13 protein-coding genes and 3 tRNA genes are annotated in these 12990 nt (G+C 65.6%); 9 read left to right on the forward strand and 7 right to left on the reverse strand.

Annotated elements, in window-relative coordinates; all coding sequences use genetic code 11:
* Positions 1 to 169: 169 nt before the first annotated feature.
* The 4 genes from FURADRAFT_RS18725 to FURADRAFT_RS18740 all read left to right on the forward strand — a co-directional run bounded on the left by FURADRAFT_RS18725 (position 170) and on the right by FURADRAFT_RS18740 (position 3212).
* On the forward strand, positions 170 to 1189 hold the full coding sequence (locus FURADRAFT_RS18725; RefSeq protein ID WP_008955748.1) for an IS110 family RNA-guided transposase: 1020 nt from the start codon (positions 170 to 172) through the stop codon (positions 1187 to 1189).
* A 275-nt stretch (positions 1190 to 1464) separates the two neighbouring features.
* Positions 1465 to 2037, forward strand: a complete 573-nt coding sequence (locus FURADRAFT_RS18730; protein WP_008955749.1) for a glycine zipper 2TM domain-containing protein — start codon at positions 1465 to 1467, stop codon at positions 2035 to 2037.
* A 137-nt stretch (positions 2038 to 2174) separates the two neighbouring features.
* On the forward strand, positions 2175 to 2717 hold the full coding sequence (locus FURADRAFT_RS18735; protein WP_236261632.1) for a DUF6515 family protein: 543 nt from the start codon (positions 2175 to 2177) through the stop codon (positions 2715 to 2717).
* Positions 2718 to 2819: 102 nt separating this feature from the next.
* Positions 2820 to 3212: an oxidoreductase gene (locus FURADRAFT_RS18740; protein WP_232503477.1), complete on the forward strand. Its 393-nt coding sequence runs from the start codon at positions 2820 to 2822 to the stop codon at positions 3210 to 3212.
* A 159-nt stretch (positions 3213 to 3371) separates the two neighbouring features.
* Here FURADRAFT_RS18740 and FURADRAFT_RS18745 read toward each other — a convergent pair whose 3' ends face one another.
* From FURADRAFT_RS18745 to FURADRAFT_RS18760, 4 genes are all read right to left on the reverse strand, one after another.
* The gene (locus FURADRAFT_RS18745) at positions 3372 to 4940 is read right to left on the reverse strand and encodes an ArnT family glycosyltransferase (RefSeq protein WP_008955752.1); all 1569 of its coding nucleotides are present in this window, start codon (positions 4938 to 4940) and stop codon (positions 3372 to 3374) included.
* A 242-nt stretch (positions 4941 to 5182) separates the two neighbouring features.
* Entirely contained in the window at positions 5183 to 5791 is a 609-nt protein-coding gene (locus FURADRAFT_RS18750) for a 3'-5' exonuclease (protein WP_008955753.1), read from the reverse strand.
* A complete protein-coding gene (locus FURADRAFT_RS18755; RefSeq protein WP_008955754.1) occupies positions 5791 to 7596 on the reverse strand; it encodes a putative nucleotidyltransferase substrate binding domain-containing protein in 1806 nt (601 codons plus the stop codon). Before FURADRAFT_RS18755 ends, FURADRAFT_RS18750 begins: the two co-directional genes overlap by 1 nt.
* A 131-nt stretch (positions 7597 to 7727) precedes the next feature.
* Positions 7728 to 8522, reverse strand: coding sequence for a class II glutamine amidotransferase (locus tag FURADRAFT_RS18760; protein ID WP_008955755.1), 795 nt, complete (start codon positions 8520 to 8522; stop codon positions 7728 to 7730).
* 239 nt (positions 8523 to 8761) lie between these two features.
* Here FURADRAFT_RS18760 and FURADRAFT_RS18765 point away from each other — a divergent pair, with 239 nt between their 5' ends.
* From FURADRAFT_RS18765 to FURADRAFT_RS18785, 5 genes are all read left to right on the forward strand, one after another.
* A complete protein-coding gene (locus tag FURADRAFT_RS18765; protein ID WP_008955756.1) occupies positions 8762 to 9349 on the forward strand; it encodes an Ntn hydrolase family protein in 588 nt (195 codons plus the stop codon).
* A 5-nt stretch (positions 9350 to 9354) separates the two neighbouring features.
* Positions 9355 to 10236 carry an Hsp33 family molecular chaperone HslO gene (hslO, locus tag FURADRAFT_RS18770; RefSeq protein ID WP_008955757.1) on the forward strand — a complete coding sequence of 294 codons (882 nt, stop codon included), beginning with the start codon at positions 9355 to 9357 and terminating at the stop codon, positions 10234 to 10236.
* A 101-nt stretch (positions 10237 to 10337) separates the two neighbouring features.
* Complete coding sequence (locus FURADRAFT_RS18775; RefSeq protein WP_008955758.1) at positions 10338 to 11045, forward strand: GAF domain-containing protein; 708 nt, start codon at positions 10338 to 10340, stop codon at positions 11043 to 11045.
* 154 nt (positions 11046 to 11199) lie between these two features.
* On the forward strand, positions 11200 to 11826 hold the full coding sequence (ribA, locus tag FURADRAFT_RS18780; protein WP_008955759.1) for a GTP cyclohydrolase II: 627 nt from the start codon (positions 11200 to 11202) through the stop codon (positions 11824 to 11826).
* 166 nt (positions 11827 to 11992) lie between these two features.
* On the forward strand, positions 11993 to 12673 hold the full coding sequence (locus tag FURADRAFT_RS18785; protein WP_008955760.1) for a hypothetical protein: 681 nt from the start codon (positions 11993 to 11995) through the stop codon (positions 12671 to 12673).
* Positions 12674 to 12734: 61 nt separating this feature from the next.
* Here the strand turns inward: FURADRAFT_RS18785 and FURADRAFT_RS18790 are convergent.
* From FURADRAFT_RS18790 to FURADRAFT_RS18800, 3 genes are all read right to left on the reverse strand, one after another.
* Positions 12735 to 12810 (reverse strand) — tRNA-Ala (locus tag FURADRAFT_RS18790).
* 4 nt (positions 12811 to 12814) lie between these two features.
* A tRNA-Glu gene (locus tag FURADRAFT_RS18795) sits at positions 12815 to 12890 on the reverse strand.
* A 9-nt stretch (positions 12891 to 12899) separates the two neighbouring features.
* Positions 12900 to 12975 (reverse strand) — tRNA-Ala (locus FURADRAFT_RS18800).
* Positions 12976 to 12990 lie beyond the last annotated feature (15 nt).

A 12990-nucleotide genomic window follows, 5' to 3' on the forward strand; every position in this document is an offset into this window, starting at 1 on the left:
GGTCCCGGCGTGGCCGCTGGGGAAAAGGAGATGTAATGGACGCCTCCCTCCTGCCCGAAGGTGACGGCTACGGCCTGTAGAACGACAGGAGCCCTCGCAATACCTGACGGCATCTAAAGTGCCAAAGTGGTGGTGTAACAACGACCACAAACGGTAAGGAGGGCTCGATATGAAGATTACGACATTCGGTCTGGACCTGGCAAAGCGGGTTTTCCAACTGCACTGGGTGGAGACCGCTACCGGTGAAATCTGCCGCCGGCAATTGAGCCGGGCGCAGTTGAAAGAGTTCTTCGCCAACAGGGAAGCGTCGGAGATCGCGATGGAGGCCTGCGGCAGTGCGCACTACTGGGGCCGGCTGTTCCAGGGGCTTGGGCATGAGGTCAAGTTGATTCCCGGCCAGTTTGTGCGCCCGTTCGTGAAGAGCAACAAGACCGACGCAGCAGATGCGCAGGCGATCTGGGAAGCGGCACAGCGGCCAGGGATGAAGTTCGTCGCGGTCAAGAGTGAGGGCCAGCAGAGTGTGCTGATGCTGCATCGGATGCGCGAGCAGCTGGTGAAAATGCGGACGATGCAGACTAACCAGCTACATGGGCTGTTGTATGAGTTCGGTGCGGAACTGCCGAAGGGGCGACACAAGGTGCTGGAGCGGATTCCTGATGAGCTTGCGCGGCTGGAAAACGCGTTGCCGGCGATGGTGATCGAAGCGATCCGTAGCCAACTGCAGCGAATTGAGGCATTGGACCAAGACATCGCCGAGCTTGAGCACAAGCTGGCGGTGTGGAAGAGGGAAGATGAAGCGGCCAAACGATTGATGGCCATTCCGGGCGTCGGTTTGCTCACGGCGACAGCGGCGGTAGCAATGATTGGGGATGCCAAGACATTCAAGTCTGGGCGCGAGTTTGCCGCCTTCCTTGGCCTAGTGCCACGCCAGAGTGGCACCGGCGGGCGAGTGAAGTTGCTGGGGATCAGCAAGCGCGGTGATGTGTATCTGCGCACGCTGCTGATTCATGGCGCCAGGGCTGTGGCGACGCATCAGAAGGTGCGCGATCCCTGGCTGGAGCAGTTGCTGGCGCGACGACCGTTCAATGCGGCGGTGGTCGCGCTGGCCAACAAGATGGCACGAACGATCTGGGCGCTGTTGGCCCATGACCGGACGTATCAGGCAGATTACGTGGCCAAGGCCGCGTAGGAAACTAACAAACCACCTAAGGAGGTGGACCGCTGAAAGGTTGCGCAGGTTGATGTGCGCTTGATGGCAGAACAGGTCGGACCGCGGGGAAGTAAGCCTGTATGGTGGACAGTCCTTCGAGGACTCCAAGGAGATGAGGCCTTCCCCGGCGAATTCCATCAGGGCCAGCAGACTTCGAGTCTGCAACAAAGGCCGGATATAAGTCTGCAGCCAGATCTCGAATGCCAACATCGAACGTCGCTTACCAAACCGGGAGGCGTCCATATAAGTTCACCATGTCGAATGTTGTCCCGCATCGGGTCGGCGCCGTGGCGACACTGTTGGCGTTGAGCCTGACCGGCTGCGTGGTGGCGCCTGCGCGCCCCTACAGCATGCCCCGTAGCGCACCCGAGGCGGTCGCGCCGCCGCCAAGGGAGGTGGTGTTCTATCCGCGTGCCGGCCAGAGCGAAGGGCAGCAGGATCGCGACCGCTACGAATGCCACCAGTGGGCCGTGCGGCAGAGCGGCTTCGATCCGAGCCTGCCGCAGGCGGTGGGTTCCCCTTCGGTACGGGTGGTGCCGGCCGGGGCTCCCGGCCAGGATACCGCGGCGCTGGCGGTGACCGGCGCCTTGGTGGGCGCCGCGGTGGCCAGACCGCATAGGGGCGCCGAGGGCGCGCTGGTGGGGGCAACGATCGGCGCCGTGGCCGGCGCGATGTCCGACACTGCACGGGCGGAACAGGCGCAGCGCATGGAACAGGCCTACGCCGCCCAGGAGCAACGCCAGCAGGCCATGCTGGAGCAACAGGCCGATGCCTATCGGCGCGCCATCTCGGCCTGCCTGGAAGCGCGTGGCTATTCCGTGCGCTAGGACAACGCCCGGCTGATCGCGGAGTCGCCATCATGAAATTCGTCCATCTCGCCCCCGTCCCGGCCTCCCTTCTGCTTGGCCTGCTGCTGGCCGTCCCGCCCGCGCTGGCCGCTCCTCCGCGGTGGGAAGGCGCGGTGGTGACGGTGGCCCGTCCGGCATTTCCGGCGCGGGGAGCCTTCATCGGTTCGCTGCCGGGCGGCGGGCATGCCGTCGTACACGGCGGGGTGCGCTATCACTATTACGACGGTTTCTGGTACCGCCCGCGCGGGCGCGGCTACGTGGTCGTGTCGCCGCCGCGCGGCGTGTGGGTGCCGGTGCTGCCGCTGCTCTACACCACGCTGCTGATCGGTGGCGTCACCTACTACCTCGCTAACGACGTGTACTACGTGCAGCGCAGCGATGGCTACGTCGTGGTGGACCCGCCGCTCGGGCAGGGCTCGTCCGGCTCGTCGTCCGCACGCGATAGCACCGATCTGTTCATCTATCCGAATCGCGGCCAGGACGAACAGCAGCAGGCGCGCGACCGCTACGAATGCCACCGCTGGGCGCGTGGCCAGACCGGCTACGACCCGACCTTGCCCGAGGGCGGTGTCGATCCGCGCGACGCGTTCGCGCTGCGTGATCAATACCGGCGGGCCATGGGGGCTTGCCTGGAAGGCCGCCACTACACCGTGCGCTGACCGAAGCGGGGCGTCCCGAGCGCAGAGTGGGCATGGATTGATGTGGCTCAAGAAAGAGGGAGGCGGATTGTTGCTACAGTAGCGGCCATGCATGATTTGGGCATGACCACGGAGGGGCAAGTGAAGAAAATCACGCTAGGAGTGATCGGCGCCGGTGAAACCGGTACGCCGTTGTTGCAGCAGTTGCTGAGCGCGCCCTTTGTCGAAGTGGTGGGCGTGGCCGACCTCAATCTGGAGCTGCCCGGCATCGACCTGGCGCGCCAGCACGGGGTGCCGGTTACTCGCAATTTCATCGAGATCGCCGAGCAGGGCAACCGCGTCGACATCATCATCGACATGACCGGCTCGCGCAAAGTCCGCGACGACCTGCGGCGCTTCATGCAGTTTTCCGGCAACCTGCATACGGTCATCGTGCACGAACGGGTAGCCTTGCTGATGCTGTCGCTGTGCGCCGGAAAGTATGTGGAGACCCGCCACGGCGAGCAGGCTTACTGAGCACGCCGATACCAGCATTGCAGAAACGAGAGCTTGACCGGGAGATCGGACGATCCCCGGTCTTTTTTTACGCCGGTGCCCCGGAGCGTGGGCCGCTGCCGTGCGTGGATGCCTGGCCACACGCACCTCTCCTTGCTACCGGCGTAGCCCTTGGAGGCATCATCCCTGGCAGGCCGGGGCGGGCGGGACGAAGCCTGCCGGCAAAGACCACACCGTGATGTCGCCGTCGCGCGCGAACGCTGGCTGGCCAGCCAGGAACGGGAATGCCGCGGCGGCGGCGGGCGAGCCCCACACCCAGACCGCGTGGGGGCGTGGCCGGCACAGGCTGGCGCGCCATTGTGCCGGGGTCAGCAGCACCTGCTGCTGGGCCAGCGGAGCGAATCGGCCGGCATCGAACAGTTCCTTGCGCCAGTTGTCGTGCCGGGGAAGCTCCGGATCGGTCCAATTGCTGACGACCACGGCGGGACGCTGCATGGGCAGATAGAACGCCAGGTCGAACTGGAATTTGTCCAGCATCACGACCTCGTCTGCCGGTTGGAAGGCGGCGGCCATCCGGCCCGCCAGCGGCTTGGCCGAACCGCCCTCGTGGCGGGACACGGCGACCACGGCCCCGATGCAAACAATCATGGCGATCACGGTGCTGACGACGAAGGAGCGGCGGGCCTTCTTGCCATCGCCTTGCTGCATCCACTCGGTAAACGGTTCGGCGATCAGGAAGGCAAACGGCGGCAGCAGCGGAAAGATATAGCCGACCAGCTTGGAGCTGGGCAGCGAGAAAAATACCAGGATCACCAGCAACCACACCCCCATCAGGCGGCGCAAGTCACCCTGCACCGGGTCGGTCCAGTAGCTCCGCTTCAGGGCGCGCCAGCACCACGGCGACCACGGCGCGCACAGCAGCAGCACCACCGGCACGTAGAACCAGAGCGGCTTCGGGTTGTTGAAGCCGCTTTCGGCAAAGCGTTTGAAATGGTGGTAAACGATGAAGTAGTCGAAAAAGCCGCTGAACTTCTGCTGCATCGACCAGAACCAGGGCAGGCCGAGGGCGAGGAACAGCAGCAGCGCGGGCCACCAGAGCAGGTGGCGTACCGAGGCAAAGCGGCCGCGCGCCAGCAGCCAGCCCAGCAGCACCGCGCCGGGAAGAACCATGCCGATCAGGCCCTTGGCGAGCACGCCCAGCGCCGCCATGGCGTAGGCGGCGGCGAGCATGGTCCGGTAGGGCTGGCCCTGTTCGGCGCGCAGCACGGCTTCGGCGGCGGCAAGGATGGTGAGCCCGATCAGGCTGGCCACCAGCATGTCGAGGTTGGCGAACTGGGCGCCGGCAAAGAAGAAAGGCTGGGTCGTCAGCACGATCGCGGTGGCCGTGGCCACGCTGGAGCCGCGGTGGCGGCGCACGAACAGCCACAGGGCGAGGACCACCAGGGCCGCGGCGGAGACCGACGCGAGCCGTGCGCTCCATTCATGCAGCCCGAACAGCTTCAGGCTGAAGGCGGTCAGCCAGTAGAACAGCGGGGGTTTGTGAAAGTAGGGCAGTCCGTCCAGCAGCGGCACCGACAGGTTGTGGGCACGCAGCATTTCCCAGGCGACGCCGACGTAGCGCCCCTCATCCGGCAAGGTCAGCGGACGGAGTCCGATCGAGAAGCCGAGCCACAGCACGACACCCAGCAGCAGGGCGGTGAAGGTGGCGCCACTCAAGCGCTGCGCCAGCCAGTTGTCTGTCTTTTCCATCCAAATCATTCCAAGGTCTAGGGGGGGAGGGCTTGGGTGGCAGGGCGAGACAAACAGGAGGTCATGTTCGCAGTCGCCGGCATGGTGCCGGCTAGCTATTTTACGGTGATAGCTGATGGCAATCTTAAGCTGGCCAAATGGCCGGGGCGGTGTGGCGCCCGTGGGGGCGCCACACCAGGGGGGCGATTTACCGGGCCGAGCGCGTCGCCGCATGGGGTCATGCGGTGCGGGCGGCCCCCGACTCAACCGAAGCCGCGACGCTTGAGCGCGAGGTAGAGCATGGCCGCGGTGATGGCCTTGTTGAGCGCGTCGTGGCGCGGCAGCACGGGAACGCCCAGGTCGTCGATCAGGGCGGCCATGCGCAGGTCGACGCGGCCGTTCGGCTGCTGTCTGAGCTTGTAGTCGTAGTAACGTCCGGAAATCTCGACCTGGCGGTTGGGCAGGCCGATGCCCAGCAGCGGACGCAGGTATTTGTCGAGCACGGCGATGTCGAATTCGAGGTAATACCCCAGCACCGGCCGCCCTCCGATGAAATCGAGCAGGCAGCGCACCGCCGCCTCCGCGTCCAGCCCGCCGGACAGATCGCGCGGGCGCAGGCCGTGCAGGCCGACGCCCTCCCGCGTCAGCGGTCGGCCGGGTTTCACCAGCAGGTCGAGCGCCTCGCTCGTCACGATGCGGTTGCCGCTCAGCCGTACCGCGCCGATCGTGAGCAGCTCGGCCTCGGCGACGTCGAGGCTGGTCGTGTTGCAGGCGAGGCTGATCACGTCGTCCGATGTTTCCTCGAACAGTCGGCGGTAGGCCGGGTCTTTCAGTTGCCGGGCGGCGAGCCGGCGCTGCCAACGCGCCAGCATCACAGGCTGCCCAGCCGGAAGTGGTGGCGCAGCATGGTCTTGAAGCGCTTGACCACGCCCAGCGCGTCCTTCAGCAGATCGCGCTCCATCGTCGACAGGCGGGCCGGGCTGATCAGGTTGCCGCTCGGCCGGCCTTCGGCCAACGCTGCGAGTCCCTGGCCCAGGCGCAGCTGCAACAGGAAGGACAGCGCCTCGGCCACGTCGCCGGCCAGCTCCTTGTCGAGGCGGCCGCTTTCCGAGAGCCGCGCCAGCCGCTCGAAGGTGTTGCGTTCCTTCAGGCCGTACTGCAGGGCCAGCGCGCGCACGCCGTGCACGACCGGGAAGATGCCGCCCTTTTTCAGGTCGAGCATGGCCTGGCCGTCCTGCTGCCGGGTCAGCAATTGCGCGAACAACCCGAGCGGGGTGTCGAACTGCTCGATGGCGCGCGCGAAGCGGTGATAGAAACTGTCGTCGTCGCGCAGCAGCTGTTGCAGGTAATCCTGACAGCGCTCCAGCAGCGCCGCGTCGCCGGCCACAGCCTCGGCGTCGACGAAAATGGCCAGGTTGAGCTGGGCGTCGCGATCCGGCAGGTAAACCCAGTGGTAGAGGCGGTCGCGTATGGCGCTCTCGGACAGGCGCCAATCCGGGTTGTTGACCATGATGCGTCCTGGGCAGGGCGGGTAGCCGAAGCGGGCCAGCGCTGCGGAGAACGCCTGACAGGTGCTGTCCAGCGCCGGGCTGGTGTAGCCGTCGCGCAGGATCAGCGCGTTGTCCTGGTCGGTCTTGAGGATTTGTTCGCCGCGCCCCTCCGAACCCATCACCAGGAGGCAGCTGTTGGCGATCAGCTCGGCGGGCGCGAGCAGCTGCCAGCTGCGTTCGAACAGCCGGGCGTTCAGCGTTTGCACCAGCCGCCCCAACTGGACGGCCTTGACGCCGTGCCCGGTCAGGATTTCCACCAGCCGCGTGATCTGCGCCGCGATGTCGGCCAGCTCGTCGAGCGAGTCGGCCTGTTCCAGGCGCTGGGCGATCAGGTGCGAGTGGTTGGAGAAATAGGACAGCAGGTCGACCTGCTCCAGGATGCCGACCGGGTTGCCGGACTCGGTCACCACCACGCGCTGGATGTTCTGCTGCGTCATGGTGAGCAGGGCGTTGAACAGGTAGTCGTCGAGCTCGCTGCAGATCAGGTCGAAGCGGCAGAGCGTGCCGAGCGGGGTATCGGGCGGCGTGCCGTCGATGATCAGGTCGCGAAAGTCGCTGGTGGTGAAAATGCCGACGCGCCGGCCATGACGCACCAGGATCGACTTGGCCTTGTGCTGCTTCATCAGCCGCGCGGCGTCCAGCACGCTGTCTTCGCCGTCGAGGAACAGCGGCTTCTTGGCGTAGACGTCGCGTACCCGCGCGGTGAGCAGCGTCTGCCATTCACGGTTGCCGCTGCGTTCGGCCAGCGCGCCGAACTTCTGCGACACGCTGGCGTAGAAAAACGCGCCGAAGCGCGCGTTCTGTTCGGTCAGCGCCAGCAGCGTGGCGCGCGGCAGGGCGTAGACCAGCGCTTCCTCGTGTACCACGAAACGGTGCGCGGTGTGCCCTGCCACCAGGGCGCGGGCGTCGAAGGCGTCGCGCTCGCGGTAGACCGCGATCACCTCGTCCCCGGCCATCTCGCGCACCAGGCCCTTGATCACCACGAACAGGGTGTCGACCGGCAGGCCCGGTGCCATGATCTGTTCGTCGTCGCCGTAGCACACGATGTCGGCGCTGGCTTCCAGCGTATCCCGTTCGGCAGCGCTGAGGCAGTCGAACGGCGGATGGGTGAAGTCGAAACGGCTCATGCGGGCTCCGCGATCCGGGCACGGGCTTCGGCCAACGTGCCACCCGGTTTGTCCATGCTTCGGGTAGGGCTATAGCGATAGCATAACGCCTTGCCGCCCTGAGGTGTTGGCGGCGTGGCGCCGCCGTCGCCTCAGCGCGTGGCAGCCGGCGGGGCGGTCGCCGTCAGCAATGGCGCGCCGTCGCGGAACAGCGTCAGCTGGCCCGGTGCCAGCGCGGTCCAGTGCTCGTTGTCGGTCAGCGGCACGGTGGCGATGACCGCCACGCGGTCGCGCGGGGTGGTGACGGTGGAGAAGTCGACCGTCACGTCGTCATCCACCAGGTGGGCGGTGGGAAACGGCGCCTGGCGCACGATGTAATGCAGCTTGGTCGAGCAATGGGCGAACAGCAGCTCGCCGTTGCTCAGCATGAAGTTGAACACTCCCTTGGCGTGGAGTTCTTCGGCCAACTTGCTGACTTCCGAGAACAACTCTTCCACGCTTGGTGGCTGCGACCATTTCTGGCGCAGGGCTTCCAGGATGTAGCAGAAGGCGCGTTCCGAGTCGGTGCCGCCCACCGGGTTGTAGTGGCTGCCTGGCGGCGGGGCAAAGTTATCGAGGTTGCCGTTGTGGGCGAAGATCCAGTACTGGCCCCACATCTCGCGCATGAAGGGATGGGTATTGGCCAGGTTGACCACCCCCTGGGTGGCCTTGCGGATATGGGCGATGACGTTTTCCGACTTGATCGGGTACTGGCGCACCAGTGCCGCCACCGGCGATTCGATCGAGGGCTTGTCGTCCAGGAACAGGCGGCAGCCCTTGCCCTCGAAGAAGGCGATGCCCCAGCCGTCGGCGTGATGGTCGGTCAGACCGCCGCGGCGGTGAAAGCCTTCGAAGGAAAAGATGATGTCGGTGGGAGTATTGCAGTTCATGCCCAAGAGCTGGCACATGGCGGTCGATCCGGTTGAGCGTTGAGGACGGCGAGTGACCCGATCCGCGCGGGACGGTCCGGCCGAACAGGATTCATTGTTTCATGTTCGTCCGCGCCGCGCCAGACGCGGCCGGTGCGGCCCATGCGTCGATGTTTCCACACGTTTGTCGCCCATCGAGCGCCATCACGGCGCAGCGGCAGCCTTGCGTTTTGTGAGAAAATCCCCATCTGCCTTGTTTTCCCGGAAAAGACGCGAACATGACGACGATCGTGGTGGTAAAAAAAGGCTCGCAGATCGCCATCGCGGCCGACAGTCAGACCACCTTCGGCGACGACCAGAAGCTGCTCGCCGGCTACGACCCGCATCACAACAAGATCTTCCGCCAGGGCGACAGCTATCTGGCGATCGCCGGTTCGGCGGCGCACGACCTGGTGTTGCAGAGCGTGCTCAAGGGGGTCCACAACAAGGACTTCAGCTCGCGCCAGGGCCTGTTCGACACCTTCCGCAAGTTGCATCCTAAACTCAAGGAACAGTTCTACCTGCGTCCGGAAGAGGAAGAGGACGACCCGTACGAGTCGAGCCAGATGATGGTGGTGGTGGCCAACGTGCACGGCATCTTCGGTGTCTACCCGATGCGCGAGGTGTACGAATTCTCGCGCTTCTGGGCCATCGGCTCGGGGCGCAAGTTCGCCATGGGCGCCATGTACGTGGCCTACGAACAGGACCTGAGCGCTGAGGAAATCGCCCGCATCGGCATCCAGGCCGGCTGCGAGTTCGACGTCAGCTCCTCGCTGCCGATGACTCTTTACACGATTGATACGGCTGCCCCGGCAGCCAAGGACTGAACAGCATGACCCAACACGACACCCTGCAACGCTTCCTGTTCGACGGCGCCCCGGTGCGCGGCGCGCTGGTGCGGCTCGACGGCGCCTGGCAACAGGTCCTGGCGCGGCGCCGCTACCCGCTGCCGGTGCGTTCCATGCTGGGCGAAATGATGGCGGCCGCGGTGCTGTTGGCCGCCAACCTCAAGTTCGACGGCACGCTGATCTTGCAGATTCACGGTGCCGGCCCGCTGCGCCTGGCTGTGGTCGAGTGCAATAACGACCGTACCGTGCGCGCCACCGCCAAATTCGACGAAGCGCTCGACGAGCACCTGTCGCTCTCCGAGCTGCTGGGCGAGGGTGGCAAGTTCGTCATGACGCTGGAGCCGCGCGTCGACAAGGCGCAGACCTGGCAGGGCATCGTGGCGCTGGAGGGCGACAGCATCGGCCTGATGCTGGAGAACTACATGCGCCGCTCCGAGCAGCTCGACACCCGCCTGATCCTGGCCGCCAACGAATCCACCGCCGCCGGCCTGCTGCTGCAGCGCTTGCCGGAGGGTCACGGCGATGCCGAAGGCTGGCCGCACGTGCTGACGTTGGCCGAAACCCTGCAGAACGACGAACTGCTGTCCCTGTCCGCCGACGACATCCTGTTCCGTCTCTACCATCAGGAAGCCGTGCGCGTGTTCGACGCCGAGCCGGTGTCGTTTGCCTGCACCTGCAGCCGCGAGCGCGTTGGCGGCATGCTCAAGATGCTGGGGGGGCAAGAAGTAGCCGATGTGGTGCTGGAGCAAGGCAGCGTCGAAATCGCCTGCGACTTCTGCAACCAGCACTATGTCTTCGATGAAGAGGACGTCAATGCCCTGTTCGAGTATGACGTGATGGCCGCCGTGCGCGAATCCCGCCACTAAGCCGTTGCCGCCCCGGGCCACGCCCGGGGCCGTTGCTCCTGCTTACCGCTTTTGCCGTTTTGGGCGCCGGCCACGATGCCGGCGCCGTTCAAGGAATACCCATGATCCCTGCCCGCCGCCTGGCTGCCTATCTCAAGGAACAATCGCTGCCGCTCGACAAGGTGGAACTCCAGATCGCCGCCCTGACGCTGGGCGCCGTGCTCAGCGTCGACAAGCCCGCACCGCGCACCGACCTGTTCCGCTACCCGGTGCCGCTGCTGAGCGACGATGGTGCCTGCTCGCTGGTCGATGAACTCGCCGCCGAGCCCTACGACCTGTCGCCGCTGTTCGGTGGTGAAAGCGCCGAAGCGCGCGGGGCGCTCAACGACCTGCATGCGCTGGTCGATTCGACCAACAGCCGTGTCGGCGCCGACTGGCTCGGCATCTACCGCGCGATCGGCAGCAAGGAGCAGGCGCGCCTCGTCAAGCTGGCCTACCGTGGCGCCCCCAGCCGGGCCGAATTCCCGCTGACCGAAGGCTTTGCCGCCGGCAGCAACAACAGCCGGGTCGGCCTGACCGGCTGGGGCGTGGTGATCGACGACGTCACGGTCTGGCGCGACATGGGCGGCAGCTATTACGAGTGCGATCCCAAGGTGAAAAGCGAGGTCTGCCTGCCGGTGCTGGACGAGGAGGGCGTGGTGCTCGGCATCATCGACGCCGAGTCCGCCGAAGCCGGCTTCTTCACCGCTGAGCGCCAGGTTTGGCTCGCGGCACTGGCGCTGGTGCTGGCCAGCCCGCTGGCCGGGCTGCCGCTCGTTGAAGAAAATTGATCGGATCGATTAAAACCTTTTACTTTCTCTTGTCGTGTGGGCGGAGTAGCATCCGACCATCCCGGAGAAGATCCACCTGCCCGTTTCGGCGTGCAGGTTTTACCTGCCGTGCGGGCCGTTGGCCGAAGCGGCCGGTTTTTGATGTGGAGTGATGATGTCGATTGAAGCAAGCGCACCGCCACGGCTGGTGGCTGTCGCCCACGTGGCGAGTTGTCGTCTGCCCACGCCGTGGGGCGAGTTCACCATGCACGGCTTCGAGGAAGTGGCGGGTACCCGTGAACATGTCGCGCTGACCATGGGCGACATCGCCGACGGTGAGCCGGTGCTGGCGCGCCTGCACTCCGAGTGTCTGACCGGCGACGGCCTGTTCTCGCTGCGCTGCGACTGTGGTTTCCAGCTGCAAGCGGCGCTCGAGGCCATCGCCCGCGAAGGCCGCGGCGCGCTCTTGTACCTGCGCCAGGAAGGTCGCGGCATCGGCCTGATCAACAAGATCCGTGCCTACCGCCTGCAGGATGGCGGCGCGGACACCGTCGAGGCCAACGAACGGCTGGGCTTCCCGGCCGACATGCGCGACTTCGGTATCGCCCGCGACATGCTCGACGAGCTGGGCATCGGCCGGGTGCGGTTGATGACCAACAACCCGCGCAAGCTGCAGACGCTGCGCGATGCCGGCATCGAGATCGTCGAGCGCGTGCCGCTGATGGTGGGCCGCAACCCCCACAACGACGGTTATCTGGATACCAAGGCCGCCAAGCTGGGGCATCTGTTCCACGGACTCTGAGCGACCCCGCCGAACGAAACAGGGCCGCGCCAAGATGGCGCGGCCCTGTTTTTTTGGCCGGGACGTCACGGTGGGCTATGGTTCATAAGGGAAAGGGGGAGAGGCTGACGGCGAACAAGCCGGGGTGGGGACTGTCCTACCGGTAATGTGGAAGGGAGGGCGCGACATGAGGGTCACCCCGAAAATGAGCGTGCATTTCGATGTGCCGTACGGTGCGCGGGAGCAGGATGTCTACCTGCCGCCGCGTCCTGAAGGGCCGGGCATGGCCGCGCTGCCCGCCGAAGTGTTCAGCCAGACCGTCGCGGAGTACCGGCAGTGGGCACAGTACCTGGATGAGCTGGCGCAGCGGGCGCGCCAGGGGCAGGACGAGGAGGCGCGCGCGCTGGCGCGCGGCAAGCTCAAGTTTCTGCGTCGTCGGGTGGAGCTGCTGCGCGAGGAGGCTTTGCTGTCGGCCGTGCGCGATCGCCTGCCGTTGGTGCAGGCGCTCTACCAACTGGCGGTGGAACTGGGGCAGGTGGTGATGGAGCTGACCGGGAGGATGGCGCCGGCGGTGGACGAATGGCCGCTGCCTTACCGGCTCTACAGCCGTGGCCGGCAGGCGGTTGCCGATGCCGCCCCGGCGCCGGTACCGGATGAAGGCGCCTCAGCTCCGGTCAGGGAACGCCGTGCCATGGCGCGCAAGCAAGGCAACCGGCTGGAGGAGGAAGAGCGCCAGGACGTGGCCTACGTGGTAGCCGGCGTGCGCTTCATTCATGCGCTGGTGCAGGGCTGGCACGTACTGGAACAGGCGGCCGGCATCGGCGACATCGAACACAGCTTGCAGATGAGCGAGCGGTTGGCGGCCTGAGCGGGCAGAAGCAGAAGGTGAAAAGCAAAAAACCGACGTCGATGACGTCGGTTTTTTGACTTGGTGGAGATAAGCGGGATCGAACCGCTGACCTCTTGCATGCCATGCAAGCGCTCTCCCAGCTGAGCTATACCCCCAAAATGGCGTCCCCACGGGGATTCGAACCCCGGTCGCCGCCGTGAAAGGGCAGTGTCCTAGGCCTCTAGACGATGGGGACAGGAAATCGTGGTGGAGATAAGCGGGATCGAACCGCTGACCTCTTGCATGCCATGCAAGCGCTCTCCCAGCTGAGCTATACCCCCACTGAACAACCTGTC

This window comes from Pseudogulbenkiania ferrooxidans 2002 (genome assembly GCF_000174355.1).
GTDB classification, from domain to species: Bacteria; Pseudomonadota; Gammaproteobacteria; order Burkholderiales; family Chromobacteriaceae; genus Pseudogulbenkiania; species Pseudogulbenkiania ferrooxidans.

What these genes read in the sequence shown, in the direction of transcription:
- FURADRAFT_RS18725 (WP_008955748.1), top strand. Translation starts at nt 170, where the DNA reads ATGAAGATTACGACATTCGGTCTGGACCTGGCAAAGCGGGTTTTCCAA.
- FURADRAFT_RS18730 (WP_008955749.1), top strand. Translation starts at nt 1,465, where the DNA reads ATGTCGAATGTTGTCCCGCATCGGGTCGGCGCCGTGGCGACACTGTTG.
- FURADRAFT_RS18740 (WP_232503477.1), top strand. Translation starts at nt 2,820, where the DNA reads ATGACCACGGAGGGGCAAGTGAAGAAAATCACGCTAGGAGTGATCGGC.
- FURADRAFT_RS18745 (WP_008955752.1), bottom strand. Translation starts at nt 4,940, where the DNA reads ATGGAAAAGACAGACAACTGGCTGGCGCAGCGCTTGAGTGGCGCCACC.
- FURADRAFT_RS18750 (WP_008955753.1), bottom strand. Translation starts at nt 5,791, where the DNA reads ATGCTGGCGCGTTGGCAGCGCCGGCTCGCCGCCCGGCAACTGAAAGAC.
- FURADRAFT_RS18755 (WP_008955754.1), bottom strand. Translation starts at nt 7,596, where the DNA reads ATGAGCCGTTTCGACTTCACCCATCCGCCGTTCGACTGCCTCAGCGCT.
- FURADRAFT_RS18760 (WP_008955755.1), bottom strand. Translation starts at nt 8,522, where the DNA reads ATGTGCCAGCTCTTGGGCATGAACTGCAATACTCCCACCGACATCATC.
- FURADRAFT_RS18765 (WP_008955756.1), top strand. Translation starts at nt 8,762, where the DNA reads ATGACGACGATCGTGGTGGTAAAAAAAGGCTCGCAGATCGCCATCGCG.
- hslO (WP_008955757.1), top strand. Translation starts at nt 9,355, where the DNA reads ATGACCCAACACGACACCCTGCAACGCTTCCTGTTCGACGGCGCCCCG.
- FURADRAFT_RS18775 (WP_008955758.1), top strand. Translation starts at nt 10,338, where the DNA reads ATGATCCCTGCCCGCCGCCTGGCTGCCTATCTCAAGGAACAATCGCTG.
- ribA (WP_008955759.1), top strand. Translation starts at nt 11,200, where the DNA reads ATGTCGATTGAAGCAAGCGCACCGCCACGGCTGGTGGCTGTCGCCCAC.
- FURADRAFT_RS18785 (WP_008955760.1), top strand. Translation starts at nt 11,993, where the DNA reads ATGAGGGTCACCCCGAAAATGAGCGTGCATTTCGATGTGCCGTACGGT.